The sequence below is a fragment of the Azospirillum oryzae genome (genome assembly GCF_008364795.1).
Lineage (GTDB): Bacteria > Pseudomonadota > Alphaproteobacteria > Azospirillales > Azospirillaceae > Azospirillum > Azospirillum oryzae.
In genome coordinates this window covers 241,721-267,148 of sequence record NZ_VTTM01000004.1, presented here as the reverse complement: position 1 = coordinate 267,148, position 25,428 = coordinate 241,721, and the positions used below count along the sequence as shown (strand labels likewise).

Below are 25,428 nucleotides of genomic sequence, written 5' to 3'. Positions count from 1 at the left end.
GAGGCGGCCTCACTTCGCCAGGAAGTGAAGGAAGGGGAAGGCTTCGAAGTCGAAACGGATCAGGGCCGGTGCCCCGCCGCTGTGGACCAGATGGTCGTAGGTGCAGTAGGGGGCCGCCTGATCCAGCCCCCAGAAAGCCCGGTCGTCGTCGAAATGCCGGCCGATATAGGCGACGACGAGGTCGAGATAGCTTTGGGCAGCCGGGGTCCGGTTGAAGGCCAGAAAGCCGGCGAGGAAATCACGGGTCGGGCCGCGCCCCCGCCGGTCCTGCATCACCGCCACGTCCCACGCCTGCCAATCGGCCATCGCGACTCCCGGATCGGCGAGCAGGAGCGCATCGACATCGACCTGGATCACCGGCCCCGCCCCCTGCCGCAGAAGCTGCTGCGTCACCGCGAAGCGCGCGGAGGCGAAATAGGTCAGCCGCACCGGCTCTGGCAGCGCGGCGAGGTCGATGGTCTCGACGGAGACGGACAACGGGGTGTCGCCGTCGCCCGCCAGCCGCATCAGCTCCGCCTCGGTGTCGTTCGACGGGTTGACGACATGGACATGCAAGGCGCAGGACGGCGCCTTCTCCAGCCGGGTGGCGAGGAATCCGGCGCCGAAGCGGCGCCAATAGCTCTCGTCGCAACCCACCAGCAGGATCGGCCGGCCATCGGCCTGCGGCGGGACCGGCATGCGGCGGACGGCGCGGCTGAAGCATGCCGGCGGCTCGGCGGCCAGACCGTCGAAGAAGGCCGGCTCGCCGCGCACCATCGACCACAGCAGCATCTCGAAATCCGCAGCGATGTCCTGCGGCGTCCAATGGCGGGCGTGTTTGCGGAAAAAGCGGCTGGCAAGATCGAGCCGTCCGCGGCGATACAGGAGATAGCAGACCACCGACAGGGCGACGCTGTCCCGCGGCTCCACCATCAGGCGCCGTCGCGCCGCGGCGGCGATCCGGTCCAGCGTCGCGTCGTCCGTCACTCCAGTCTGGATCGCCACCACCGCCGTGCCGAACAGGTTCTTGCCGGCATCGGCATGGCCACCCGCCGCGGCATCGGTGAAGGCGGCGACCGCCTCCCCCAGGGCGGCCCGGTCGACGGTCTTTCCGGCGGTGGCGAGCACCGCCCCCATCAGCCCGCTCGCCGCCAGCCGGCACAGGCCCAGCCGGTACCGGCAGTCGGCCCGGCCGGGGTGGAGGGCGTCCAGCCGCCGGTAACACTCCTCCGCCTCCACCGTCCGCTCCTGGGCATAAAGGCAGTCGCCGAGCCGCAGCAGATAGGCGTCGGACTCGGGCGCCAGCCGCAAGGCCCGGCGCAGCGCCCCGGCGGCACCGGTGCCGTCGCCCAGATCGGTCAGAGCCCCGGCCAGATTGCCGAATGGCTTGACCCACCCCGGATCGATGGCGGTCGCCACCCGGTGATGAGCGGCGGCCCGATCCGCCTGACCCGCCGCCCGCAGCGCCGAACCGAGATTGTCGTGATAGGCCGCGCAGAGGGGATCGCGCCGGATCGCCTCGCCGATCAGACGCACCGCTTCGGCGGACTGACCGGACTGGTGGTGCAGCACGCCCAGCAGGTGCCACGCATCGGCGACCTCGGGGGCCGCCTGGATGATCTTCCGGTAGATGTCCGCCGCCTCGGCCAGACGGTTGCCCTGATGCAGGCCGACAGCCATGCGCAACGCTTCGGATACGGTGGTCATGGCGGGCGGGCTTCCGATGTGAGGGCTGTCGTCGGAGAGGGGATCCTTTGGCTACATCGCGCCCAGATCCTGCGCCTCCAGCACCGTTTCCGGCAAGGTCAGCGACAGCCCGTCGAAGGGGGCCAGCAAGGCACGGACGTTGGAACCGATGCCGCACGCCCGGTATTCCAGACGCACCGCCTCGATCCGTTCCGGCAGCATCCGCTTGTGGTCGGAGATCAGCTGCCACGCCAGGACGCAGCTGTTCTCCGCGTCCTGGGTGGTGACATAGTCGTAGTCGCCGTAGCGGTTGCGGCGGGCGGCGTCGGCGACCTTGACGGTCATCCCCGGGAACTCGCGCTTGGTCGTCGCCAGCAGAGTTTCCATGGTGTAGAGCGGCACCGGGAAGACGCGCGGCGGCTGGACCAGGGCGCCGAACAGGCTGTCGGGCAGGGTCTGCACGTCGATGCTCAGGCGGTTCTCACCCGGCAGGACCGTCGGGTTGCCCAGCACGACGATGTAGGATTTGTAGACGGCGCCGGTGTCGCGCATGCGGGCGGCGACGATGGGGAAGTCGCGGCTGTCCGGCAGGGTCACCGGCAGCGCAGTCGGCTGCACGCGCCGCCACGGGGTCGGTGCCTGGGTCAGGTTGTCGCGGACCCAGCCGGCGCAGCCGGATGTCAGCAGCGTCGCCGCCGCCAAAACCGCCGACAACGCCGTGCGCTGCCAGCCGGTCCGGGCCATACCGGAATGCGGAGTACAGGAAATCGAAGTCTCGGGCATCGGGGCTCCCTTACCAGTCATGCCCTTACCAGTCATGGTAAATGGTCTTCCAGGTGATGCTGACGCCTTCGCGCGATTCCTCGGTGCTCAGCCGGTCGTCGACGGACTTGAACTGGGCATAGGCCTCGTCGAAGCGCATCAGGTTGTAGAGCGCCCAGCCGCGCAGGATCCCGAGGTTCCGCGGCTCCGGCGTCAGCTCCTTGCGGGCGTCGAGCAGGCGCAGCACATCGTTGTAGCGCTTGTCCTCCAGCGCCCGGTTCGCCTCCGTCGCCATCAGCGACGCGCGGATCTCCGCCTTCTGCGCCGGGGTCATGTTGGCGCGCGGCAGATCGCGGGTCAGGCCGACCGTGTCGCCGGTGGCCAGCCGCGCCACGGCCTGACCATAGGCATTCTCCTGCGCCGGCGTCGCCTTCTGCGGCAGGCCGGATGCTGCCGGCGTGCGCGTCGTTCCGGCTGCGCCATTCCCTCCGCCGGATTGGCCTCCCTTCGCCGGTTCGCGCGCGGCCATCGCCTGCGCCTCGGCGAAGGCGGCCTCGGCCTCCGACGGGCGCTTCATCTCCAGCAGGCACCAGCCGCGCTGCTGCAGGAGCCCGGCGGTCGGGCCGCTTTTGGCGATGCTGCTGCGGATGATGCTGAGGCACTCGGCGAAGTCGTGGCGGGCCAGCGCCCGGTCAAGCTCGCTCGGCCCCTGCGGGCCGCTGCGCCCGCCGCCGGACCCGCGCGGCGGATCCACCGCCTTCAGCGCCTGATCGATCCGGCTCGACTTTCCCTTCCAGGGCGATGCTGCGGCGCGGGCCTGCGCCTTCTCGCCCAAGCCGTTGTAGGCCAGCACCAGCCCTTCCGCCGCCTTGTCGGACGGCGCCCAGCCATTGGCCTGCGAGAACCAGGACTGCGCCTCGGCGAAGTTCTTCTGCTTCTGGAAATACCAGCCGAGCGCGATGGCGCCGTCGGCGTCCTGCTTGTCGCGGACGATGCCCTGGATGCGCGAGAGGTCGGCCGCCGTCAGCGCGCCGGGCTTGGCATTGCCGAGACGCTCCAGCAGGCGGCCGGTCTCAAGCTCCGCCTCCGCGGTGCGGACGGTGGAGTAATCCTCCCCCTTCGCCGGGTTGGCGGTGGCGCCCAGCGCGGTCAGTTCGCGCAGCTGGTCCGGGCTGAGATAGCGCGACGCCTTGAAGATGGTGTCGCGCCGCTCCTTCGCCTTGGGGCAGGTGCTGACGATGGTCCGGTAGGTGTCGAAGGCTCGGTCGGCCTGCTTCAGCTCGGCATAGGCCTCCGCCAGCCGCCATGCGTTGTCCAGCCGGTTGCAGGCCACCGCCTCCGGATGGGCGGCGGCGGCATCGACCACCTCCTGCCAGCGCTTGGTGTCGCTGGCCGAGCGGATGCGGCCGGCGCTCTCGGCGGTGTCGAGTTCCTGCAGAAGCTTGTCGGACGGCTGCCAGGACGGCGACTTGCGCCGCTGTTCGGCGATGGCCGCCCGCGCCTCCGCCACCTTGGCGGCGGACAGCAGGTTCCAGAACGGCGTCTCGTCGACACCGGGGGTGGTCGGCTGCGGCGCGAACAGGTCCTTGGGCGGTTCCCAGCCCGGGTCGAGCGCGCGCAGCCGGGCGATTTCCGCCTCCAGCCGCTCGCCGTCGCCGATGCGGGCGTAATAGCGCAGCGCCGTCTCGTCCACCTTGCCGGCAGCGGGGGCGGAGCCGCTGCCGGGAGCCGGCGCCACCTCCACCTTCACGCCGGGGGCGAGCGCGCGGCCGCCGCCGTTCGCCTGCGCCCAGGCGCAGTTCCCAGCAGCGGTGGCGGCGATGCCGGCGAGAAGAAGGGCCGAAAGAAGGACGGGACGGGTCACGGGTCGATCCCCAGGCTTTGCGCCGCCAGCGCGGACAGATGGGCCAAGGTGGTGGAGTAATAATCTTCGTCGGGCGCCAAGGGCGGCACCGTCACCGCGTCGCCGGCCCCGGCGAGATGACCGGCCAGCCGGTAGACCGCCAGCATGCCGACCGACGCCGCCACCTGCGTAGTCGTGCCGCCGGGCAGCGAGACTGTGGCGGGGACCGCCGTGCCGCCGTATTTCGTCGCCAGCATCGCGAAGGGGCGGAAATAATAGGGATCGCGGTAGCCGTCCCACGCCAGATAGAGCGGCACCCGCACGGCGTCGTAGCCGTACTGCTTCTTGAAGCCGTCGGCGATGCCCACCGTCCCGGCGGCGTCCAGCGTCATCCAGTCCGGCGGCAGCTGGAACCCGCCGAAGCGCGCCTTCGACAGCAGCACCAGCCCGGCATCCGACAGCTTGCCCCAGCGCTCTCCGCCGGGCAGGGCGGCAAAGGCGCGGATGGCCGGGAAGATCCAGTAGCTGGGGTTGAGGACCAGCGTCTCGCCCTTGCGGAAGCCGTCGCGCCCCGGCAGCAGGACGGTCAGCCCGGCCTGCTCCACCAGCAGACCGGAGACCAGAGCTTTGACGATGGCGGCGGCGGCGGTGCGGTAGGCCTCCGCCTGCCAGACCTCGGCGGCGCGCAGCAGCGCCCAGGCGATCAGCATGTCGCCGTCCGACGCATTGTTGCGGTCGGCGACGCCGCCGTCGGGCGTCCAGCGCCAGGCGGCCAGCCCGTCGCCGCGCACCATCAGCACGCGCTGGGTCCAGCCCCACAGCCGGTCGAAGGCGGCACGGTCGCCCGCCGCCACCGCCAGCAGCATGCCGTAGCCCTGCCCTTCGGAATGGCTGATGCCCTTGTTGCCGGTGTCGACGATCCGCCCTTCCGGCAGCAGGAAGCGCTCGGCATAGCGGCGCCACGCCGCCCCGTCGAATGGCGCCGCGCGCAGGTTTCCAGGCAATGCCGCCGCCAGCCCGAGGGCTGCCGATCCGATCAGCACGTCGCGCCGCGATGCCGTCATGATCCGCTTCCTTCCCCCATGCTCCGTTCCGAATGCCCGCCCTTCAGCAGCAGGCGCATGCTGACCGTCAGCACAACCGCCGTCCCCAGCAGCAGGGCGAACAGGACCTCGATCCGCTGCGACAGGTTGCGGGCCAGAATCAGGATCAGGTTGCCGATGTCAAAGGGATTGAGAATGATCTGATAGGGACGCGACGCCTCCAGCGTGGTGACGGCGGGCGCCGCGCTGCTCCACAGCGCCCCGCCGCCGCGCAGCTTCTCCCACAGGCCGGCCTCGCCCAGGCTGCGCATGGCGCGGTCGATGGCGCGCGGGTCCGAGGCGGTCAGCAAGGTCCAGGTCAGCGGATCGTTGCCGGGAGCCCGGTATTGCAGCAGGGCCGCCTCCGGCAGCGTCTCGGCGGTCTCGGTCAGCGCCACGACGTCGACCGGCGCTTCCTCCACCGCCCAGTGGTTGATGTAGCGCGCCGCCGCAGCCATGATCCGCCGCGCCCAGTCGGGCACCCAGCCGCGCCCGGCGGCCGGTTCCTTGGCATCGCCGGCCATGCGCTGCCAGCGGTTCGCCGTTCCGCCGTCGGCCGCCATCGCCGATCCCACCATGGTCATCTGCCCAAGCGGCTGCTGCACGGAGCCCGGCCGCACCGCACCTGTGCGGGCGGCATTGCCGGACCAGCCCAGCCGCAGACGGTCGGCCAGGGCGCGGCGGTCGGCCGCCGCCATCGGCTCGCCCCGCGCCTTGGCCTGGGCGATCAGCGATCCCGCCTCCAGCAATCCAGCCAGACGGTCGGCGGGAAGCGGCGCGGTGGCGAAGACCGCCTGCGGCAGCGCCGCGACCGGGCCGACGATCAGCGCGTTGTCGTTCGGCGCACCCTCCCAGCCGGTGTAGGGAACCACCGCCATCAGGTCGCCCGCCCGCTGCGCCAGCTTGGCGGTCAGGCTCCAGGCGGCACCGGACCAGGCGGGGTCGCGCCCGACGACCACGAGGTCGAAGGGCGGCGCCGGCTCGCCCCCGGCGATGCCGCCATAGGGGTAGGCGGTGCTGGCGAAGCCGCGCAGGTTGGGCAGCGTGACCAGACGGGCGAAACCGGGGATCTCGATGCTGGAGCTGTCCAGCAGGGTGAAGGTCGGGCGCCGCACCGCGAAGACGCAGTCGGTGCCGCCGGCCGGCGGCAGCTCGGCTTCGATCTCGATCAGGTTGGGGCCGGGGCGGAACAGCGCCATCGCCAGCGGCATCTCGCCATTCTCGATGACGCCGCTGGACCGCTTGTCGACCTCCATGGCGCCGGCCGACTTGCCGTTCACCCGGACGTTCAGCACCGCACCGGGGCCGAGATTGCCTTCGAAGGCGCCATTGACGTGGAACAGGATGGAACGGTCGCTGACCGGGGCGAAGCCGGCCGGCAGCGTCAGGCCGAAATGGCCGGTGTAGCGGTAGCCGCTGTGCTGCACCGTCTGGAAGCCCAGCTCCGACAGGCGATAGCGCCCCTCCGCCTGCACCGGCGCGGGCGGCGGAGCGGCGGGCGCGGTCGCGTCGCCGACGATCATCGCGGTCTGGGTCGGCAGCGGCCGGGTGACGTCGGACAGCCGCATCACCGCCTGATCGACCTCCTGCTGCGTGCGGCCGGAGGCGACGGTGACGAAGCCGCCGCCGGTCCCGTCGGCTGCGGCCGGCAGGGGATAGACCGCCAGGAAGGGGCCGGCAATGGCGGCGGCGCGCGCCTCCCCCAGGATCGGGGCGATGCGGTCACGGGTGCCGATCAGGATGTTCTTGCCGCCGGGCAGCGGCAGGCTTTCCAGCGTCTGCGCCGCACCGCCGGCGGGCTTGGCCGGCACCGGCACCGCCACCACGCGCGGGGTCCGGTCGCCCAGCAGCAGACCATAGGACTGCGCCACCATGGAGCCCCAGCCGAGATGGTCGGCGTCGATGTCGCTGCCGGGATAGAGGATCGCCAGCGGTTCGCGCGCCCGGTCGGCCGACGCCAGCAGCTGGCGCATCATCGCGAGGTCCGGTTCCGGCACCCCGCCGTCCGACAGCAGGGTCAGCGAGGACGCCGCCAGATTGACGCGCGCCCACAGGTCGTAGGTGCCGCGGACCGTGCAGATGGCGCGGTGCTGGGCGCTGGTCTGGAAGACGATCTGGTTCTCGCCGGGACGGATCAGGCTGCCCGGAAGGGTGATGGAGGCGTTGACCGGTCCCCGGAAGGCGGCGAGCGGCAGGTCGGCCACCGGCGAGCCGTTGATGAAGACCGACATCGCCCCCTTCTCGGGCAGGATGTCGATGCCGTTCTCGTAGGTCAGCGCCAGCACGGCGGAGGTCAGCCCGACCACCGGCGGCAGGACGGCACGCAGGACGACCGTCTCCGTCTCGCCGTTGAGGGTGACGTCCGGCTGGTCGTCGCGCAGGTTCGACAGCGGGATCACCCGCTTGTCGGCCGCCGACGCCGGCGGCGCCCAGCCGATCCACAGCGACAGCAGCGACAGCACGGTCCAGCAGGCCCGGCGGAGGCCGGTATGATTTCGCATGCCCGCCATCGCCGTTACGGAGCCTGGAAGGTCAGGATGCGCCGTAGCGCGCCGGGCAGGGCCAGCAGCACATGCCCCAGCCGCGGCACCACGCGGGTGGCGAAGAACAGCAGCCCGCCGAAGAAGGTCGGCGCGGCCACCCGCTTGCGGTCCAGGAAGATGTCCCAGCCGACGCTGTTGCCGAAGACGAAGCGCGCCATCTCCACGATGTCCTGGCGGTCGCGCGGAGCGAATCCGGCGCCGACCGCCAGCTCGCCGCCGCGCATCTCGATGCGGAAGATGCGCACGCCGGTGGTGGTCGCCGCCTCCGTCTCCGTCGCGGCGATGGTCAGGACCGGCGTCCGGTCGGGCTGGCTCAGCAGGTCGCGCCATTTCGGATCCACCAGCAGCCCGACGCCGCCGGCCGACACGTCGGCGACCGTCAGGTCGATGCTGGTCCCGTCCTCGAACTTCAGCGCCGCCGGGCGATCGACGGTGAAACGCTCCTGCCGGCGGACGCGCTTGCGCTCATAGACGACGGCGAGGCCGCCGAGAGCGAGCAGGAAGCTCAGCGAACACCACACCGCCACCGGAACGATGGCGGCGCGGTGTTCCGGGAAGATCGAATAGCGCCAGGCGCAAGCGGCCAGCCCGGCGGCCAACAGCAGCGTGGTGACGATGAAGGGCGTGGCGAGCGGCGAGAAGCCGTCCTCGTCCACCGACTGGCCCTTGGCGGTCACCTTGAACACCGGGTCGCGCGGCCGGATCATCGTCGCCAGCGCGGCGCGGGAGACGTGGAACGACTGCAGGTATTCGTACAGCTCCGAGAACAGCGGCCAGCGCATCCGCCCATGCAGGAACTGCGACAGGAAGGCGGCTGCGAAGACGTGCGGCAGGACGAAGCAGGCGAAGTCCGGCAGGTTGATGCGGTAGATCTCCAGCCCGAACAGCGCGTAGCACAGCGGCGACAGCAGGAAGATCGGCCGCCAGAACCAGAAGAACCAGTAAAGCATGGTGCTGGTGTAGCAGAGCCGCTGCGAAATGGTCAGCCCGCGCTTGAACAGCGGGTTCTTCAGCAGGAACAGCTGGATCATGCCCTGGGTCCAGCGCGAGCGCTGGGCGATGAAGCTGTCGAAGGTTTCCGGCTGCAGCCCGGCGATCAGCGGGCGCGGCAGATAGACGCTGCGCCAGCCGCGCGAATGCAACTCCAGCGCGGTCTCGCAATCCTCCGTCACCGTGTCGCCGCTGAAGCCGCCGACCTCCTCCAGCGCGGCGCGGCGCAGGATGGCGGCCGACCCGCAAAAGAAGGAGCCGTTCCAGCGGTCGAGCCCCGGCTGGATCGAGTAATAGAACATCTCGTTCTCGCTCGGCATCCGCTCGAAGGTGCCGAGGTTGTATTCGACCGGGTCGGGATTGACGAAGAAATGCGGCGTCTGCACCAGGAACAGGCCGGCGTCCTGCTGGAAGAATCCCACCGTCGCCTTCAGGATGCCGACCGTCGGCACATGGTCGGCGTCCAGGATCAGCAGCAGATCGCCCGACGTCTTGTGAAAGGCGTGGTTGATGTTGCCGGCCTTGGCATGCTCGTTGCGCGGCCGGGTCATGTAGGTGACCTGCAGCCGCTCGCACAGCGCCTGCAACGTCTCGCGCCGCTCCTTCGCCGCGGCGGCCAGTTCCGGGTTGGCGTGGGCCAGCTTCTGGTCGGTGCCGCCGTCGTCCAGCAGATAGACGTGCAGCTTGTCGCGCGGGTAGTCGATACAGACCGCGGCGGCCAGCGTCGTCTCCAGCAACTCCGGCTCCTCGTTGTAGGAGGGGATGTAGACGTCGACGCTGGGCCAGAGGGCGGGATCGCCCGTCGGCTCCGACGGTTCGCGGGCGACGGGGTCGATGATGACGAACAGCGAGGTCAGGAACAGCACGAAGGACAGCGCTTCGGCCGCGAACAGCGTCACGCCGGGGATGAAGTTCACCAGATCGTCCACCGGCGGCATCGTGCCGGTCAGCCGCCAGAAGAAATAGCGGAAGGTGACGAAGGCCAGCAGCAGCACGGTCAGCGTGCGGGCATGCCAGAAGCGCTGGGCGAAGCGCCCCAGCACGAAGGCCGCCGCGACCACGCCGGCGGAAATGGCGGCGCTGGCAAATCTTCCAACGGGCAGGGCCGCCAGCGCAAGAAACAAACCCGCCGACAGCAACAACAGAATCCAGAGCAGAACCGACCGCAGCGAGAAACGGCGACTCTTCACGCTCGACTGTCGTTTGGCTTGCTGCGCCTTATTGTTCAGAGGTCGAACAACGGTCTTGGCGCCGGACGAAGTTGTCATGCGGATCCGCGGAATGGGGCGATTCCACCTTAGTGGGCGCCCCCTTATCGCTCAAGCTTCGTTACAAATCGTTACTGACTCGTGATAAAGATTGCTCAAAAGCCATGTTTGCCTGGCCCAGGCCTCCACGACGCTCCTCCCGGCCGTGACGGACGCCGCCATTGCCCGCCCACAGCGTCGCGACTCGGAATGGAGACCGCCGCCGCGCAAACTGATCCTTTGCGCGGCTGCCTTGCGCTGCGGCTTGGGCTTGGGGGGATGACGCGGCGCGGGAATGCCGCCATGGTGACGGACAATTCGTCCACCCACCGGTTGCAGCACGGGAACCCCAAAGCCTCCATGCCCGCCTTCGCCCTTCTGTCCGACGCCTTCGCGGTGCTGGCCCCGGTCTTCCTGGTGGCGGCGCTGGGCTATGGCTGGACCCGTCGAAAGCTTCCCTACGACAGCGCCTTCATCACCACCTTCGCGATCAACGTGTCGTCGCCCTGCCTGGTCTTCTCCGCCCTGACCCGGCTGCACCTGTCGGCCGACGTGATGGGGGAGATGGCGCTGGCGGCGACCGCCTGCATGGCGCTGACCGCGCTGGCGTCGGTGCCTGTGCTGCTGGCGAGCGGGCTGTCGCTGCGGGTCTATGTGCCGGCGATGGCCTTTCCCAACGCCGGCAACCTCGGTCTGCCGGTCTGCCTGTTCGCCTTCGGCGAGAACGGCCTCAGCCTTGCCGTCCTGTTCTATGCGGTGATGGCGGTCGGCCAGTTCACGCTGGGGCCGGCGCTGGCCGCCGGGCGGTTCGACCTGGGTCAGATGGTGCGCACGCCGACGATCTACGCGGTGGCGCTGGCGGTGGCGATCCAGTTGGCCGGGCTGCCGCTGCCGGTGTGGATCGGCAACACCACCACGCTGCTGGGCAACTGCGCCGTGCCGCTGATGCTGTTCTCGCTGGGGGTGGCGCTGTCGAAGCTGCGGCTGTCCGGGGCGGTGCGGGCGCTGTCGATGTCGGCCTTCCGGCTGGCGGTGGGCTTCGCCATGGGGCTGCTGGTTGCCTGGGCGATGGGGCTGACCGGGACGACGCGCGGCGTGGTGCTGGTGCAAAGCTCCATGCCGGTGGCGGTCTTCAACTATCTCTGGGCGCTGCGCTACGGCAATTCGCCGGAGGATGTGGCCGGCATGGTGCTGGGGTCCACCGCCATGGCCTTCGTCGGGCTGCCGGCGCTTCTGATGATCGTGATGCAGTAGGAGGGAGGAAGTTCATGGCGCACAGGCAACACCGCTATGCCGTCCGGCTGAGCTGGACCGGCAATCTCGGCACCGGCACCTCGGGCTACAAGGCCTACAGCCGCGACCACGAGCTGACCGCCGGGACCAAGCCTGCCATTCCCGCCACCTCCGACCCGGCCTTCCGCGGCGATCCGGCGCGCTGGAACCCGGAGGAGATGCTGGTCGGCGCCCTGTCCTCCTGCCATCAGCTCTGGTACCTGCATCTCTGCTCGGTCGCCGGGATCGTCGTCACCGCCTACAGCGACGATGCGGAGGGGGTGATGGAGGAGGAATCCTGCGGCGCCGGCCAGTTCACCACCGTCGTGCTGCGGCCGCGGGTGACGCTGGCACCGGGATCGGACGCCGCCAAGGCGCTCGCCCTGCACCATGACGCCGCGCAGAAATGCTTCATCGCCCGCTCCGTCAACTTCCCGGTCCGGCACGAGCCGGCGGTGGAGGTCGAGAGATGAGCGGCGCCCCTCCCCTCTCCGCACTCGATGCCGTTGCCGGCCGGCGCAGCATCCGCGCCTTCCTGCCCACGCCGGTGGAGCGGGAAACGGTGCTGCGCATCCTCGACCTCGCCGCCCGCGCGCCCAGCGGTTCCAACATCCAGCCCTGGAAGGTCCATGCCATCGCCGGGGAGGCGCGCGCCGCCCTGTCGGCGGAGCTGCTGGCCGCCCATGAGGCGGGGGAGCCGGAGGTGCCGGAATATCCCTATTACCCGGAAAGCTGGCGGGAACCCTATCTCGGCCGCCGCCGGGCGGTGGGATGGGCGCTCTACGGCTCGATCGGCATCGGCAAGGGCGACCGCGAGCGGATGGCGCGCCAGCATGGCCGCAACTGGCTGTTCTTCGGGGCGCCGGTCGGGCTGTTCTTCTCCATCGACCGCGACATGGGCAAGGGCGCCTGGCTCGACCTCGGCATGTTCATGCAGAATGTCATGATCGTCGCCCGCGGCTTCGGGCTGGAAACCTGCCCGCAGGCGGCCTTCTGCTATCGCCACGCCATCACCGCCCGCCATCTGGGGCTGCCCGACACGGAAATCATCGCCAGCGGCATGGCGCTGGGCTTCGCCGACTGGTCGGCACCGGAAAACAACTTCCCCACCGACCGCGAACCGGCCGAGGCCTTCACGCGCTTCACCGGCTTCACCGGCTTCTGAACAGGAAGGTTCCTAGAGGGTGACGAACCCGCTGGGCGCCACCGCCGACGGGGCGCAGGGCGACAGCAGCCGGGAGACGAAGGCGGCGGTCTGGACCAGGACGCGCGGCGAGAAGGGCTTGGCGATATAGCCGAGCCCGACACCGCCGGCCTGGGCCTTGTTCGGCGGGTTCCCGGTGGCGAAGACGCACGCAATCCCCTGCGCCTTCAATTCGCGCGCCACGTCCAACCCGTTCGACCCGTTGGCCAGCTTGATGTCGACGAAGGCCATGTCGGGCCTCTCCTGCCCCGCCAGGGCGAGGGCGGAGGGCAGATCCTCGGCGATCCCCGTCACCTCGTGGCCGGCAGACTGAAGCGTCAGCGCCACCCCTTCGGCGATCAGATATTCATCTTCTATGATCAATATCTTCATTGTTTTTCTTGTAATTTTTGTGCAAAGCGCGGAGGCGTCACGCCTGGGTTGGCGCTCCCGGCTTCATGGGGAAAGTTAAAAGGAACCGTGTGCCCGGAGTCAAACGTTCGATTTCAAGTCGGCCCCTTATCTGCCGCGTCAGATTGCGGACGGTGTTGAGCCCGAACCCGCCGCCGCTGCTCCCGACCTCCTCGGGCAGGCCGATGCCGTCGTCGGCGACGTCGATGCGGACCTCGTTCCCCTCAACCTCCATGTCCAGCCTGACGGTGCCGGTCCGCCCGTTGGGGAAGGCGTGCTTGTAGCTGTTGGTCAGCAGTTCGTTGACGATCAGCGCCACCGGGACCGCGGTGTCGACCGGTGTCGGCAGCGGCGTGCCCACCGCCACGCTCATCGCCGGCTCACCGCCGCCATCGCTGTCGGATGGGATGGCATTCTCGGCGATGCTGCGGATCAGGTCCGACAGTTCGACCGTGTCGTACACCGCACCTTCGCCATAGAGGCGGCGATGGACCTCGGCGATCGCCAGCACGCGGCTGCTGCTGTCCAGCAACTCCTGCCGCACCTCCTGGCTGCGATGCCGGAGCGCCTGGGTCCGCAGCAGGTTGGCGACGATCTGCAGCGAGTTCTTCACCCGGTGGTTCACCTCGTCCAGCAGGACGCGGTTCTCCTGCAGCGCCACGGTCAGCGCCCGCCCCTCCGCCCGTTCCGCCTGATAGTCCCGCTCCAGCCGCCGGACGGTCGTATAGCCGAGCCAGCCGGTGACCGTCACGAACAGCAGCCCATAGGCGACCATCAGAAGCTCGAGGATCATGGCGTGGCGGCTGCGCCGGGCGAGCAGCAGATCCTCGTCCGCCCGCATAGCGGCGGTCAGCCGCCGGATCTCCGCCATCATGTTGGCGCCCACACCCTCCCGGACCATGTCCAGCGCCCGCTGCATGCCTGCGTCCTCGGACTGCCGCAGAACCTCAGCCATCCGGCCGAGACGGTCGGCGGTCAGCGCGCGCAGGGTCTTCACCTTGTCCTGCTGGACCGGATTGTCGATGGTCAGGGAGTCGAGCCGGTCGAGCAGAGCCCGGCTGCGCTCCACCCCCGCCCGGTAGGACATGAGGTGGCTCCGGTCCCGCGACAGCAGGTAGCCGCGCTGGCTGGATTCGGCATCGGACAGGTTGGACTGCAGGTCCTCGACCGTGGAGATGACCTTGTGCGTGTGGTCGACCCAGTCGATGGCGCGGCGGTATTCGATGAAGACGCCGACGAGAATCAGGAAGCCGACGAACAGACCGCCGAGCAGCACCGCCGATAACCGGGCGGCACGGGCGCGCACCTTCCGCCGCGCGAGGCTGGCATCCGTGTTGGTGGGCATGGGCCGTTCCCGCCTCTTGTCGACGACCGCCGGATCGCTGGTCCGGACAGTCTGTAGCTTCCCGCATGGGCGGCATTGACGTGAGTCAACAACTTCACACAACCGGAGGGCCGTCGTGACGGCCATCTCCCACCCTACCCGCCCAGCGCCGCAATCAACGTGTCCTGCAGACGGGCGGGCTGGATCGGCTTGTGCAGCAGCGCGCACTGCGCGCCGGCCGCTTCGCGCAGACGGTCGGCCGAGGTGTCGCCGGTCAGCAGAACGCCGGGAACGTCGCGCGACAGGCGGCGGCGGACCATGTCCATCACCATCAGCCCCGTGGTTCCTTCCGGCAGGCGATAGTCGGCGAGGATGAGGTCGGGCGGTTCGCCGGCGTCGATCAGGCTGTTCAAAAGCTGCTCCGCCTCCGCCCCGCTGCCCGCCTCCACCACGCGATAGCTCCAGTCCTCCAGCATCAGGACCAGGGCCATGCGGATGACGGCGTCGTCCTCCACCAGCATGATCAGCCGGTCCGTGCCGCCGCCGGACCGGGTGCCGCCGGCTTCCCCACCGGCAGTTGCCCTACCGCCGCCTTCCGCCTCCAGTTCCGTCAGCGGCAGGCTGACGGTGAAGCGGCTGCCGCGGCCGAGCGAGGAGGTCACATCGATGACCCCGCCCAGCATGGTGACCAGCCGCCGGGCGATGCTCAGTCCCAGCCCCAGCCCTTCCCGCCGGTCGCGGGCGGCGTTGCCGACCTGGAAGAAGTCCTGGAAGATTCGGCCGATATGCTGGTCGGCGATGCCGATGCCGTTGTCCCACACCTCGATCTGCAGGCGGTCGCCGCGCCGCCGGGCGCCGAGCAGCACCCGGCCGCCGGGGGCGTAGCGCAGCGCATTGGTCAGCAGGTTGCGCAGCGCCCGCTCCAGCAGTCCCGGATCGGTCCGCGTCGTCAGCGGCGGAGCCACCAGGCGCAGGCTCTGCCCCCCCTTCTCCGCCAGGGCCGAGAATTCGCCATGCAGCCGGGCCAGCAGGGCGGCGATGTCGACCGGTTCCGGATTGGGGGCCACCAGCCCGGCCTCCAGCTTGGAGATGTCGAGCATCCCGTCCAGCATGCCGCCCAGCCCGCCGAGCGACGACTGGATCTGCTCCGCCATCCGCCGCGCCCCGGCGGGAAGGCTTTCCTTCAGCAGCAGGTCGGACAGCAGCAGCAAGGCCTGCACCGGCTGGCGCAGATCGTGGCTCGCCGCCGCCAGGAAGCGTTCGCGGGCGTCCAGCGCCACGTTCAGGTCACGCTCCAGCGCCTTCACCGCGGTGATATCGGCGACGCTGGACACCACGGCCTCCACCCCGCCGGCCTGATCGGCGACGGGATGGCTCGACACCCGCAGCCAACGGGTGGGGGCGGTCGCCTCCTCCCCTTCGATCACGCCGATGATGCGTTCGACCACCGGCTTGCCGTTGCGCACCGCCTCCGCCGCGGGGGGAAGCCCGTGCAGGCGGTTGCCGTTGGCGTCGATGAAGCGGCGGCCGGCGGTGGTCGGGACCAGGATGGCGGGGTCGGTGGCCGGCGCCAGCTGTCCGCCCGCCCGGGTCTCTCCCCCGCCCTCCCGGTCGAAGGCCGGCGCGGTGGGGTCGAGCAGCGCGCGGGCCGGGCCGTCCAGCAGCCGCTCCGCCATGGCATTCGCCAGCAGGTTGCGGCCGTCGGCGGCAGTCATCGCCAGCGCGTCGTGCAGCGACTGCACCAGCACCCGGTGCCGCCGTTCGCTGAGGTTCAGCGCCGCTTCCGCCGTCCGCCGCGCGGTGACGTCGCGGAAGGCGACGACGGCGCCCTGGATGCGCTCCTCCATCGGGGCGAGGCGCTTGCCCGACGCCAGCATCGGCGAGATGGAGATCTCCACCAGCAACGTGCCGCCATCCTCGCGGCGCAGCTTTTCACAGGCGACCCGGCGCGGCCGGCCATCGGTCAGCGACAGGGCCAGCGCACGGGCCGCCCCGCCGGCCGGGGCGGCGTCGCCCTCGCCGACCGGCAATCCCGCCTCGGTCTCCGGCGCCGGGCCGGCCAGCAGGTCGGACGGCGGTCGGCCGATCAGGTCGAGGTCGAGATGGCCGGTCATCGCCGTCGCCGCGGCGTTGACGAAGCGGATGCGGCCGTCGGCGTCCACCCCCAGGATGCCGTCGCCGACCGATTGCAGGATATGGTGATAGTCGGCGCGCGCCCGCTCGGCGTCGTCGCGGGCCTGCTGCACCTCGCGCAGCCAGGCGTTGCGTTCGGTCAGGTCGGTGATGGTCAGCAGCACGTCGCCGCGGTCGCTGTCGTCCAGCGTCACCCGGCGGGCGTCGGTCAACCCGTCGATGATCGTGCCCTGCGGGCCGTGATAGCGGAATTCCTGCCGGGTCCACTCGCCGCCGTCGCGCAGCCGACCGAGCGCGGTGAACAGCCGGCCATGGTCGAGACTGTCGACCAGCAGGGTCAGCGGGCGTCCCTTCAGCCGCAGCATCGGCAGGCCGAACTGCCGTTCGGCGGCGCTGTTGGCCTCGCCGACGATGCCGGTGGCGTTCACCGCCAGACAGGCCAGCGGCACCGATTGGAAAAGCTGGAGATATTGCAGGCGCGACGCCTCCAGCGCCTGCTGGGCGCCGCGCAGCTCCTCGTTCTGGATTTCCAGCTCGGCCTGATGGACATACAGCTCGTGCAGCAGTTCCTTCATCGAGGTGGCGGTGATGTCCGCCGCTTCGAAATTTCCGCCGCTGAGGATGGTTTCGGCGCGGCGCCGCAGGCGGCCGGAGGAGTCTTCGCTCATTTCCTGCCCCCGTCGGCCTTACCGGCCCCGTCCAGTTGCAACTCCATCAGCCTGCGGTTGGTGATGTTGATGTGGCTGACGACGATACCGCCGTCATGGTCGTTCAGGCGGGTGGCGTGCATCAGGAACCAGCGTTGCTCGTCGGGCGAATGGCAGGGATATTCGATGGTGAAATCGGCGGCCTCGCCGTCCAGGATGCGGCGCAGACCGTCATGCACCGCGCGGCCGATGCCGTCCTTCTCCGGAGCCTCCGGAATCAGGCAGACGTCCAGATAGTTGGAGCCGACGCCGCAGCGCTCCATCGCCGGGGCGCCGTTGCGCTGGGCGAAGCCCTGCCAGGCGGCGTTCACCATGACGATCCGGCCGGTGCGATCGGTGACGGCGATGTGCTCCGGCAGGCTGTCCAGCACATTCTGCAGCCGCTCTTCCGCCAGTTTGGTGTCGGTCACGTCGACGAAGGTCACCACCACGCCGCCGACCTGATTCTTGTCGGTCAGGTAGGGCAGGATGCGGGTCAGCACCCAGCGGCCGTCATTGACGCGGACATGGCGTTCCATCGCCTCGTGCCCATCGAACACCCGGCGGATGTCGCCCAGGAAATTCGGATAGTCGATGTTGGTCGACAGATGCGCGATGGACCGGCCGATGTCGCGCGGGATGATGTTGATGAATCCGGCCGCCGCCGGGGTGAAGCGGCGGATGACGAAATCGCCGTCCAGGAACACCGTGCCGATCTCGGTCGAGCGCAGCAGATTGTCCAGGTCGTTGGTGATCTCCGTCAGTTCCTCCACCTTCGCCTGATATTCGGCGTTGACGGAGTAAAGCTCCTCGTTGACCGACTGCAGTTCCTCGTTGGTGCTCTGCAGCTCTTCGTTCGAGGCCAGCAATTCCTCGTTGGTCGCCTGCAGTTCCTCGTTGGCGGTTTCCAGCTCCTCGATGGTCGCCTGCAGATTCTCGCCGCGCGACAGCAGCTCCTGCTCCAGCCCGCGGATGCGCTCGGCGGCGTCGGCATTCAGGTCGAAGTCGGAATCCGGCACCGCCAGCGGCCGCAGGTTGGCACGGTCCAGCACCACCAGGGCGAAGCGGCGCCCGGTCTTGCGCGCGACATAGGGCTGGACCCGCAGGCTGAGCGCCGCCACGCCTTCGCGGTCCTTCACCGGGATGTTGGACAGCGCGAACTCCTCGCCGGAGCGGAAGGCGCGGTTCAGCGCGGTGCCCGTCACCATGGCGACCGACGACGGCAGCAGCTTCAGCACGTTCAACGTCGCCTCGCCCGGCGGCACCTTCAGCAGCGACGACGCATCGCCGAACACATGCATGATCGTCATCTGTTCGTTGACCAGCAGGCAGGGCGGCACATAGGCCTTCATCAGCGCGGCCATCGCCTCGTCGATGGCGGCCCCCTCCTCCATCGCGTGGGATCCGGTGTCGTCGCCATGCCGCGCCAGCGGGGCCGAGACGGTGGGCACCAGCAGCCGCGACAACCGGAACGATCCGGCGCGCAGGCTCTGGAACAGCTTGTTGCGGCTGTCCACCGTGTGGAAATCGCCTTGCAGGTCGCCCAGCGTCTCGCTGGTGCCCAAGAACAGGAAGCCGCCCTGGCGCAGCGCGTACTGGAACAGGCTGAGCACCTTCCGCTGCAGCGGCTGGTCCATGTAGATCAGCAGGTTGCGGCAGCTCAGCAGGTCGATCTTGGTGAAGGGCGGGTCGCGCATGATGTTGTGGGCGGCGAACACCACCATGCGGCGGATGTCGCGCGACACCACATAGCTGTCGCCGCGCGCGGTGAAGAAGCGGGCGAGCCGTTCCTGCGACACGTCTTCGGCGATGGCCCGCGGATATTCGCCCAGGCTCGCCACCTCGATGCTGTCCTGGTCGATGTCGGTGGCGAAGATCTTGACGTCGAAGCTGCGGCCCAGCCGCTCCTGCGCCTCGGCGAACAGGATGGCGAGGGAATAGGCCTCCTCCCCGCTGGCGCAGCCGCAGACCCAGACGCGGACCATGTCGGTCGGGCTGCGGTTGGCGAGCAGGCTGGGGATCACCCGGTCGGCCAGGACGCGGAAGGCCGCGTCGTCGCGGAAGAAGCGGGTGACGCCGATCAGCATCTCCTTGTAGAGATTGACCGCTTCGGCGCTGTTCCGCCGCAGCAGGGCGGCATACTCCTCCATCGACTCCAGCCCGGCGCCCTGCATGCGCCGTTCGATCCGCCGCAGCAGCGTCGCCAGCTTGTAATGCGAGAAATCGACCCCGGTGACGGAGCGGATGACGGCGATGATCTGGGCCAGCGGATCGTCGCCGTCGTCGCGCCGCTGCCGGGCGGGCATGGGACGGGCGCGGGCCAGCGCCTTGCACGCGTGGTCGATCAGCCGGGCCGGCAACTCATCCGGCGGCAGGGTGGCGTCGATCTGCCCGGTGGCGAGCGCACTGCGCGGCATGCCGTCGAATTGCGCCGTCTCCGGCTGCTGCACGGCGGTGAAGCCGCCGGCCGACTTGATCGCCATCAGGCCGCGCGTGCCGTCCGACCCGGTGCCCGACAGGATCAGGCCGATGGCGAGGGATCCCTGGTCGCGGGCAAGCGCGGTCAGGAAGATGTCGATCGGCAGGCTCATGCCGCTGCCGGCATCCTTGGCGGTCAGGCGCAGCCGGCCGTCCTCGATGGTCAGGTGCTTGCCCGGCGGCAGCAGATAGACTGTGTTGCGCTGGACCGGCACGCCGTCGGTCGCCTGCACCACCTCCATCTCGGTGTGCTTGGCGAGCAGATCGACCATCAGGCTCTTGTGCACCGGCGACAGGTGCTGGACCACAACATAGGCGAGATCGCTGTCGCCCGGCACCGCATCGAAGAAACGCTGCAACGCCTCCAGCCCGCCGGCCGAGGCACCGATGCCGACGATGCAGCAGGCCTGCTCCGGCGGCGCGCCATTTTCCGCCGGCGTGGTCGCAACCTCGGCATTCTCCTGCGGCGTTGTTTTGTTCACGTCGGGTTGCGTGACCGGTGTTTCCGTTGACACGGCGATAAACAAGTCCTTCTGGCGTCGGCCGGCGGTTCTCGGTGCAAGCGAGCCCTTCGCTATATCCGCCGAATTTGATTTGGTCAACTTGGCTGTCGCAGAACCTCGTCCTGCAACATCACCACTTTAATTGGAATGCATCCGATGACGTATCGATTTGACTTTGGTTTTATAACGAATGTATCGTGTCTGAAGTATATTGCGCCGAGGGCTCGGCCGATCCCGCCCGAAAGGCGGGAAAGCCGGGGGCGACCGGGATCGGGGACCTGACGCGCGCGAAATTCCTGCTATGTTTGCTTCCCCAGGCACCACATCCGGGGCGCCACATCCGGGAGCGTCACGGGCATGCAAGGCAGCAGGAACGGGTCATGAGCTTCACCTCGATCTATCGCCACGGATTCGCGCGGGTGGCCGCCTGCACCACGCGCTGCACCCCGGCCGATCCGGCAGCCAACGCCGCCGCCGTGTTGGAGGCCGCGCGCGCCTGCCACGACAAGTCGGTGGCGGTGGCGCTGTTTCCCGAACTGGCGCTGTCGGGCTATGCCATCGACGATCTGCTGATGCAGGACCCGCTGATCGACGCGGTGGAACAGGCGATCCTCGATCTGGTCCAGGCCTCGACCGGGCTGATGCCGCTGCTGCTGGTCGGCGCGCCGCTGCTGTATGACGGGCGGCTCTACAACACGGCGGTGGCGATCCAGCGCGGCGAGCTGCTGGGCGTGGTGCCGAAGCAGCATCTGCCGAACTACCGGGAATTCTACGAGCGGCGGCAGTTCGCCTCCGGCGCCGGCACCGAAGGCGGGACGATCCGCATCGGCGACCTGACCGCCCCCTTCGGACCCGACCTGCTGTTCTCCGCCGAGGACCAGCCCGGTCTGGTGGTTCATGCCGAGATCTGCGAGGATCTGTGGGTCCCGGCGCCGCCCAGCACCATGGCCGCCCTGGCCGGCGCCACCGTGCTGGCCAACCTGTCGGCCAGCAACATCACCATAGGCAAGTCCGACACCCGCCGCCTGCTGGCGAAATCGCAATCGGCGCGCTGCCTCGCCGCCTATCTCTATTCGTCGGCCGGGACCGGCGAATCGACCACCGACCTCGCCTGGGACGGCCAGACCTCGATCTTCGAGAATGGCGAGATGCTGGCGGAGACCGACCGCTTCCCCGACGGCGCCCAGATGGCGGTCGCCGACGTCGATCTGGACCTGCTGCGCCAGGAACGGCTGCGCCAGGGCACCTTCGACGACAACCGTCGCATGCACGCGACGGCGGCCGGCGGGTTCCGCACCGTCGCCTTCCGGCTCGACGCGCCGGAGGTGGATGTCGGGCTGTTGCGCGTGGTGCCGCGCCTGCCCTTCGTTCCGGCCGCCGCCGAACGGCTGGAGCAGGATTGTTACGAGGCCTACAACATCCAGGTCGCCGGGCTGGTGCAGCGGCTGCGCGCCACCGGCATCGGCACGGTGGTGATCGGCGTGTCGGGCGGCCTGGACAGCACCCACGCCCTGATCGTTGCCGCCCGCGCCATGGACCGGTTGGGCCTGCCGCGCTCGGGCATCCTCGCCTACACCATGCCCGGCTTCGGCACCAGCGAGGGCACGAGGTCCAACGCCTGGCGGCTGATGACGGCGCTGGGGGTGACGGGCAAGGAACTCGACATCCGGCCGGCCGCCAACCAGATGCTGAAGGACATGGAGCATCCCTTCGCCCGCGGCGAGGCGGTGTATGACGTGACCTTCGAGAATGTGCAGGCCGGCCTGCGCACCGATTATCTGTTCCGCCTCGCCAACCACAACAACGGCCTCGTGCTGGGCACCGGTGACCTGTCGGAGCTGGCGCTCGGCTGGTGCACCTATGGCGTCGGCGACCAGATGTCCCACTACAACGTCAATGCCGGCGTGCCCAAGACGCTGATCCAGCATTTGATCCGCTGGGTCGGCCGCACCGGCCAGTTCCAGCAGGAGGTGTCGGAGACGCTCGACGCCATCCTGAAGACGGAGATCTCGCCGGAACTGGTGCCGGCCGGCTCCGACAAGGCGCTGCAAAGCTCCGAATCCGTGGTCGGGCCGTATGATCTGCAGGACTTCAACCTGTTCTACGTGCTGCGCTACGGCTTCCGCCCGTCGAAGATCGCCTTCCTGGCCCGCCACGCCTGGGCCGACGTCGCCAAGGGCGACTGGCCGGAGGGCTACCCCTTGGAGAAGCGCCGCGCCTACAGCCCGGCCGAGATCCGCGACTGGCTGCGCGTCTTCCTGCGCCGCTTCTTCGGTTTCAGCCAGTTCAAGCGCTCCGCCATGCCGAACGGCCCGAAGGTATCGGCCGGCGGGTCGCTGTCGCCCCGCGGCGACTGGCGCGCGCCGTCCGACGGCAATGCCCGCATCTGGCTGGAGGAGTTAGAGCGCGAGGTTCCGGCGGAGTGAGGCCGACGAAAAAGGCCGGCGCCCCATCGGAGCGCCGGCCTTTTGCTGTCGATATGAACCCGCTCAGATCGAAATGCGCAGGGACTCGCGATTCACCGGCGCAGCGTCCGGGGTGGTCATCGGGCGCGGCGGCACGGCCGGGCGCAGGCCGGCGGGCGGCTGGCCCGGCGCCGGGGCAGCGGGCGCGGCCTGGGCGGCGGGCGCCTGCGGAGCGGCGGTCTGCGGCGTGCCCGGATGCGGCTGGGTCGCCTGCTGGGCGGCGATGAACTGGCCCTGGGCGGTCAGGCCGCTGGCGACGTTGCGGTTGATGTTGACCAGCGTGTCGATCTTGCCGAAATCAAGGTCGACCAGGCGGTTGGTCGTCTCGCGGTCGACCAGAAGCGACAGGGCCGCGATGTTCGTACGGACCTCCGGCGGATGGCCGCAATCCTCTTCGGTGATCGCCGCCTGGAAGATCGTCCACAGGCGCTGGTTCAGCTGAAGAGCCTCGCGGAAGGCCTTTTCGTCCTTGGCATGGCTGGCGGCGATGATACGGCGCGCCGCTTCCGCCAGGGCCCAAGCCTCGACGTCGCGCGGATTGTCCGAGGTCGGCTTGTTGGCGTAGGTGGGAGTCGGCTTCATTCCAAACCCTCGGGGGAAAACCCATCCGGTGGGGCGGACCTGCCCCTTTGCTTCGTCGCGGAAGTGTCGGTTATCCGGCCGGCTTTGTCAACGCAACGGGGGTACTTCGGCCGGTCCGCAAGCCCTTGCCGCAAACTGGTCACAAGTTCTATGCGCTTCGGACAGGAGTGCAATTGCGGTTTCCACCACCCGCTCCTCGCCGATGCCGTCCATCAGACCGCGGTCGTCGGGGTCTGCGGCGACGCGGGCCAGCAGGTCCGCCTGCGGCACGCTGCTGGTCACAACCCGGCCGCCCGGCCCCCAGGGACCATAGACGGCGGGATAGCCGGGGCCGAACAGCCCGACGGTGGGCACCCCCACCGCCGCCGCGATGTGCATCAGCCCACTGTCGTTGCCGACATAGAGCGCCGCCCGCTCCAGGCAGGCGGCGGCGGCCATCGGGTCGGTGCGGCCGGTCAGGTCGATGGCCTGCGATCCCAGCGCGTCCAGCACGGGCCGCGCCCGCTCCCGCTCCGGCGGGGCGGCCAGCACCGCCACCCGGGCGCCGGCCAGCGGCCCATCCTCCCCGGTCAGGCGCAGCGCCAGCCGGGCGAAGCGGTCGGCCGGCCATTCCTTGCCGAGCCAGTTGGCCGTCGGCCCGATGGCGAGGAAGGGGCCGGTCCCGGCGGGGATCAGGGCGTCGGCCTGCTCCCTCGCCGCCGCATCGATCCACAGCCGCGGGGCCGGCGGTGGCGACAGGCCCAGCACGGCGGCATTCTCCTCCACCTTGTGCATCGGCCGGGCGGCCTTGGCGTGGAAGGCGCGGCGCCGGGCAGGCACCAGCCGCCCGACCGCCGAGTTGCGCAGATCGACCACCAGATCCCAGCGTGTTCCCACGCAGTCCAGCCACAGCCGCAGCCAGTGCCGCGCATAGGAGCGTTTGGCCAGCGGGATCAGCCGCTCCAGCCCCGGCACGGCGCGGAACAGCGGCGCCGGCAGCGGCCCGCAGGCGATGGTCAGCCGCGCCCCCGGATAGGTCCGGGTCAGATGGTCGAGCAGCCCGGTCGACAGCACCGCGTCGCCCAACCGGTTGGAGGTGATGAAGAGGATGCGGCTCATGAAGCGGGCCCGGCCGCCGCATCATGTCCGGAAGCCGCCCCACCCGGCGCGCCGCTCCGCCGTCCGGGCCGCAGGCTCAGGCCGCGCGACATCACCCACAGGGCCGGCAGCAGCGCCACCAGCGGCATGGCGTACATCAGCGGCACGAAGACCGTCGCCTTGCCGGCGAGGCTGGTCAATCCCAGCGCCCCCGCCTGCAACCCCATCACCAGCAGCACGGCGATGGTGACGCGGGACGACTGGCCGCGCCGGTTGAACTCGCCCGACAGCAGGGCCGACAGCGCCACCAGCGCGTAGGTCAGGGCGAGCAGCGGCGACGAGAAGCGGTGGTGCAGCTCGGCGATCAGGCCGCGGCGCATGCGGTCGTCCTGGGCCGGGACGTTGCCGTCCATCAGCTCCGCCGTGGTGCGTTCGCGGGCATCGGGCCAGCGCTCCGCCGCCTGGGGCGCCACCGCCTTCAGGTCCACGGCATAGCGGTCGAAGAACAGCTGCGACAGCCGGTTGGTCTGGCGGTCCAGTTCCTGCCGGTTGCCGTCATACACGACGAATCGCGTGCCGTCGGGCCCGGTCTGCATCACCGCGCGGTCGCCCATGATCGTCACCGGCTTGTCCGGCTGGCGGCCGTCATGGATCAGCACCTTGTGCAGGTTGCCGTCGGCGTCGCGGTCGCGCAGGAAGACGCTGAAGCGGTCGCCGACTTCGTTGAACACGCCTTCGCGCAGGAACAGCTGCGAATAGTCGCTGCGCACGGTGTATTCCATCCGCACCAGCTCGCGGTGGGCGGCCGGAGTGATCCAGACGTTCAGGACGAAGACGACGGCCATCACCCCCACCGCCATCACCAGCGCCGGCGTCGACAGCGAGAAGGGACCGACGCCGGCCGCCCGCATCACCACCAGTTCGCTGTCCGTCGCCATCTTGTTGTAGGTGAACAGGATGGCCCCGACCAGCGCCAGCGGCAGCACGATGCCGAGGAAGGTCGGCACGGTCAGCAGCAGCAGCCACAGGAACATGCCCATCGGCGCGCCGGCACTGACCACGATCTCGATCAGGCGCAGCGACTGGCTGAGCCAGATGGTCAGCGTCAGGCCGGCGGTCGAATAGAGCGTGGCGATCAGCAGGTTGCGGAACAGGTACCGTTGCAGTCGGTTCATGGAGATC

17 protein-coding genes are annotated in these 25,428 nt (G+C 69.6%); 4 read left to right on the top strand and 13 right to left on the bottom strand.

Features of this window, described 5'->3' with window-relative positions:
* Positions 1 to 9: 9 nt before the first annotated feature.
* From FZ938_RS14615 to bcsA, 6 genes are read right to left on the bottom strand one after another with little or no spacing between them, the layout of a single operon-like run.
* Complete coding sequence (locus tag FZ938_RS14615; protein WP_149199214.1) at positions 10 to 1,686, bottom strand: tetratricopeptide repeat protein; 1,677 nt, start codon at positions 1,684 to 1,686, stop codon at positions 10 to 12.
* Between the two features lie 51 nt (positions 1,687 to 1,737).
* A complete protein-coding gene (bcsN, locus tag FZ938_RS14610) occupies positions 1,738 to 2,448 on the bottom strand; it encodes a cellulose biosynthesis protein BcsN (protein WP_246799027.1) in 711 nt (236 codons plus the stop codon).
* A gap of 25 nt (positions 2,449 to 2,473) precedes the next feature.
* Positions 2,474 to 4,291 carry a hypothetical protein gene (locus FZ938_RS14605; RefSeq protein WP_149199212.1) on the bottom strand — a complete coding sequence of 606 codons (1,818 nt, stop codon included), beginning with the start codon at positions 4,289 to 4,291 and terminating at the stop codon, positions 2,474 to 2,476.
* Positions 4,288 to 5,334 (bottom strand): family 8 glycosyl hydrolase, encoded by a 1,047-nt coding sequence (locus FZ938_RS14600; RefSeq protein ID WP_149199211.1) that lies wholly within the window; start codon positions 5,332 to 5,334, stop codon positions 4,288 to 4,290. Before FZ938_RS14600 ends, FZ938_RS14605 begins: the two co-directional genes overlap by 4 nt.
* Positions 5,331 to 7,853, bottom strand: coding sequence for a cellulose biosynthesis cyclic di-GMP-binding regulatory protein BcsB (locus FZ938_RS14595; RefSeq protein WP_246457230.1), 2,523 nt, complete (start codon positions 7,851 to 7,853; stop codon positions 5,331 to 5,333). Before FZ938_RS14595 ends, FZ938_RS14600 begins: the two co-directional genes overlap by 4 nt.
* Positions 7,854 to 7,867: 14 nt before the next feature.
* Entirely contained in the window at positions 7,868 to 10,075 is a 2,208-nt protein-coding gene (gene bcsA, locus FZ938_RS14590) for a UDP-forming cellulose synthase catalytic subunit (RefSeq protein ID WP_246457229.1), read from the bottom strand.
* Between the two features lie 360 nt (positions 10,076 to 10,435).
* Here bcsA and FZ938_RS14585 point away from each other — a divergent pair, with 360 nt between their 5' ends.
* From FZ938_RS14585 to FZ938_RS14575, 3 genes are read left to right on the top strand one after another with little or no spacing between them, the layout of a single operon-like run.
* Positions 10,436 to 11,386 carry an AEC family transporter gene (locus FZ938_RS14585; protein ID WP_246457227.1) on the top strand — a complete coding sequence of 317 codons (951 nt, stop codon included), beginning with the start codon at positions 10,436 to 10,438 and terminating at the stop codon, positions 11,384 to 11,386.
* Between the two features lie 14 nt (positions 11,387 to 11,400).
* Positions 11,401 to 11,877, top strand: a complete 477-nt coding sequence (locus tag FZ938_RS14580) for an OsmC family protein (protein WP_149199208.1) — start codon at positions 11,401 to 11,403, stop codon at positions 11,875 to 11,877.
* Positions 11,874 to 12,569, top strand: coding sequence for a nitroreductase (locus tag FZ938_RS14575; RefSeq protein WP_149199207.1), 696 nt, complete (start codon positions 11,874 to 11,876; stop codon positions 12,567 to 12,569). The genes FZ938_RS14580 and FZ938_RS14575 overlap by 4 nt, the downstream gene beginning before the upstream one ends.
* 12 nt (positions 12,570 to 12,581) lie before the next feature.
* Here the strand turns inward: FZ938_RS14575 and FZ938_RS14570 are convergent, their stop codons facing one another.
* From FZ938_RS14570 to FZ938_RS14555, 4 genes are all read right to left on the bottom strand, one after another.
* On the bottom strand, positions 12,582 to 12,980 hold the full coding sequence (locus tag FZ938_RS14570) for a response regulator (RefSeq protein ID WP_149199206.1): 399 nt from the start codon (positions 12,978 to 12,980) through the stop codon (positions 12,582 to 12,584).
* Between the two features lie 37 nt (positions 12,981 to 13,017).
* On the bottom strand, positions 13,018 to 14,343 hold the full coding sequence (locus FZ938_RS14565; RefSeq protein ID WP_149199205.1) for a sensor histidine kinase: 1,326 nt from the start codon (positions 14,341 to 14,343) through the stop codon (positions 13,018 to 13,020).
* Positions 14,344 to 14,477: 134 nt separating this feature from the next.
* Positions 14,478 to 17,123, bottom strand: a complete 2,646-nt coding sequence (locus tag FZ938_RS14560; RefSeq protein WP_149199204.1) for a hybrid sensor histidine kinase/response regulator — start codon at positions 17,121 to 17,123, stop codon at positions 14,478 to 14,480.
* Positions 17,120 to 20,101, bottom strand: a complete 2,982-nt coding sequence (locus FZ938_RS14555; RefSeq protein ID WP_246457226.1) for a chemotaxis protein CheB — start codon at positions 20,099 to 20,101, stop codon at positions 17,120 to 17,122. Before FZ938_RS14555 ends, FZ938_RS14560 begins: the two co-directional genes overlap by 4 nt.
* Positions 20,102 to 20,502: 401 nt before the next feature.
* Here FZ938_RS14555 and FZ938_RS14550 point away from each other — a divergent pair, with 401 nt between their 5' ends.
* Positions 20,503 to 22,548 (top strand): NAD(+) synthase, encoded by a 2,046-nt coding sequence (locus FZ938_RS14550; RefSeq protein WP_149199203.1) that lies wholly within the window; start codon positions 20,503 to 20,505, stop codon positions 22,546 to 22,548.
* A gap of 63 nt (positions 22,549 to 22,611) precedes the next feature.
* On the opposite strand, the gene FZ938_RS14545 is transcribed toward FZ938_RS14550, so the two are convergent.
* The 3 genes from FZ938_RS14545 to lptF form a co-directional block, all read right to left on the bottom strand.
* Entirely contained in the window at positions 22,612 to 23,169 is a 558-nt protein-coding gene (locus FZ938_RS14545) for a flagellar biosynthesis regulator FlaF (protein ID WP_149199202.1), read from the bottom strand.
* A gap of 87 nt (positions 23,170 to 23,256) precedes the next feature.
* On the bottom strand, positions 23,257 to 24,267 hold the full coding sequence (locus tag FZ938_RS14540; protein WP_149199201.1) for a glycosyltransferase family 9 protein: 1,011 nt from the start codon (positions 24,265 to 24,267) through the stop codon (positions 23,257 to 23,259).
* Positions 24,264 to 25,421 carry an LPS export ABC transporter permease LptF gene (gene lptF, locus FZ938_RS14535; protein WP_149199200.1) on the bottom strand — a complete coding sequence of 386 codons (1,158 nt, stop codon included), beginning with the start codon at positions 25,419 to 25,421 and terminating at the stop codon, positions 24,264 to 24,266. The genes FZ938_RS14540 and lptF overlap by 4 nt, the downstream gene beginning before the upstream one ends.
* Positions 25,422 to 25,428: the final 7 nt, after the last annotated feature.

Coding starts and splice junctions, on each gene's coding strand:
- lptF (WP_149199200.1), bottom strand. CDS start 25,421: ATGAACCGACTGCAACGGTACCTGTTCCGCAACCTGCTGATCGCCACG.
- FZ938_RS14540 (WP_149199201.1), bottom strand. CDS start 24,267: ATGAGCCGCATCCTCTTCATCACCTCCAACCGGTTGGGCGACGCGGTG.
- FZ938_RS14550 (WP_149199203.1), top strand. CDS start 20,503: ATGAGCTTCACCTCGATCTATCGCCACGGATTCGCGCGGGTGGCCGCC.
- FZ938_RS14595 (WP_246457230.1), bottom strand. CDS start 7,853: ATGCGAAATCATACCGGCCTCCGCCGGGCCTGCTGGACCGTGCTGTCG.
- FZ938_RS14570 (WP_149199206.1), bottom strand. CDS start 12,980: ATGAAGATATTGATCATAGAAGATGAATATCTGATCGCCGAAGGGGTG.
- FZ938_RS14600 (WP_149199211.1), bottom strand. CDS start 5,334: ATGACGGCATCGCGGCGCGACGTGCTGATCGGATCGGCAGCCCTCGGG.
- FZ938_RS14585 (WP_246457227.1), top strand. CDS start 10,436: ATGGTGACGGACAATTCGTCCACCCACCGGTTGCAGCACGGGAACCCC.
- FZ938_RS14560 (WP_149199204.1), bottom strand. CDS start 17,123: ATGAGCGAAGACTCCTCCGGCCGCCTGCGGCGCCGCGCCGAAACCATC.
- FZ938_RS14565 (WP_149199205.1), bottom strand. CDS start 14,343: ATGCCCACCAACACGGATGCCAGCCTCGCGCGGCGGAAGGTGCGCGCC.
- FZ938_RS14575 (WP_149199207.1), top strand. CDS start 11,874: ATGAGCGGCGCCCCTCCCCTCTCCGCACTCGATGCCGTTGCCGGCCGG.
- bcsN (WP_246799027.1), bottom strand. CDS start 2,448: ATGCCCGAGACTTCGATTTCCTGTACTCCGCATTCCGGTATGGCCCGG.
- FZ938_RS14545 (WP_149199202.1), bottom strand. CDS start 23,169: ATGAAGCCGACTCCCACCTACGCCAACAAGCCGACCTCGGACAATCCG.
- FZ938_RS14615 (WP_149199214.1), bottom strand. CDS start 1,686: ATGACCACCGTATCCGAAGCGTTGCGCATGGCTGTCGGCCTGCATCAG.
- FZ938_RS14580 (WP_149199208.1), top strand. CDS start 11,401: ATGGCGCACAGGCAACACCGCTATGCCGTCCGGCTGAGCTGGACCGGC.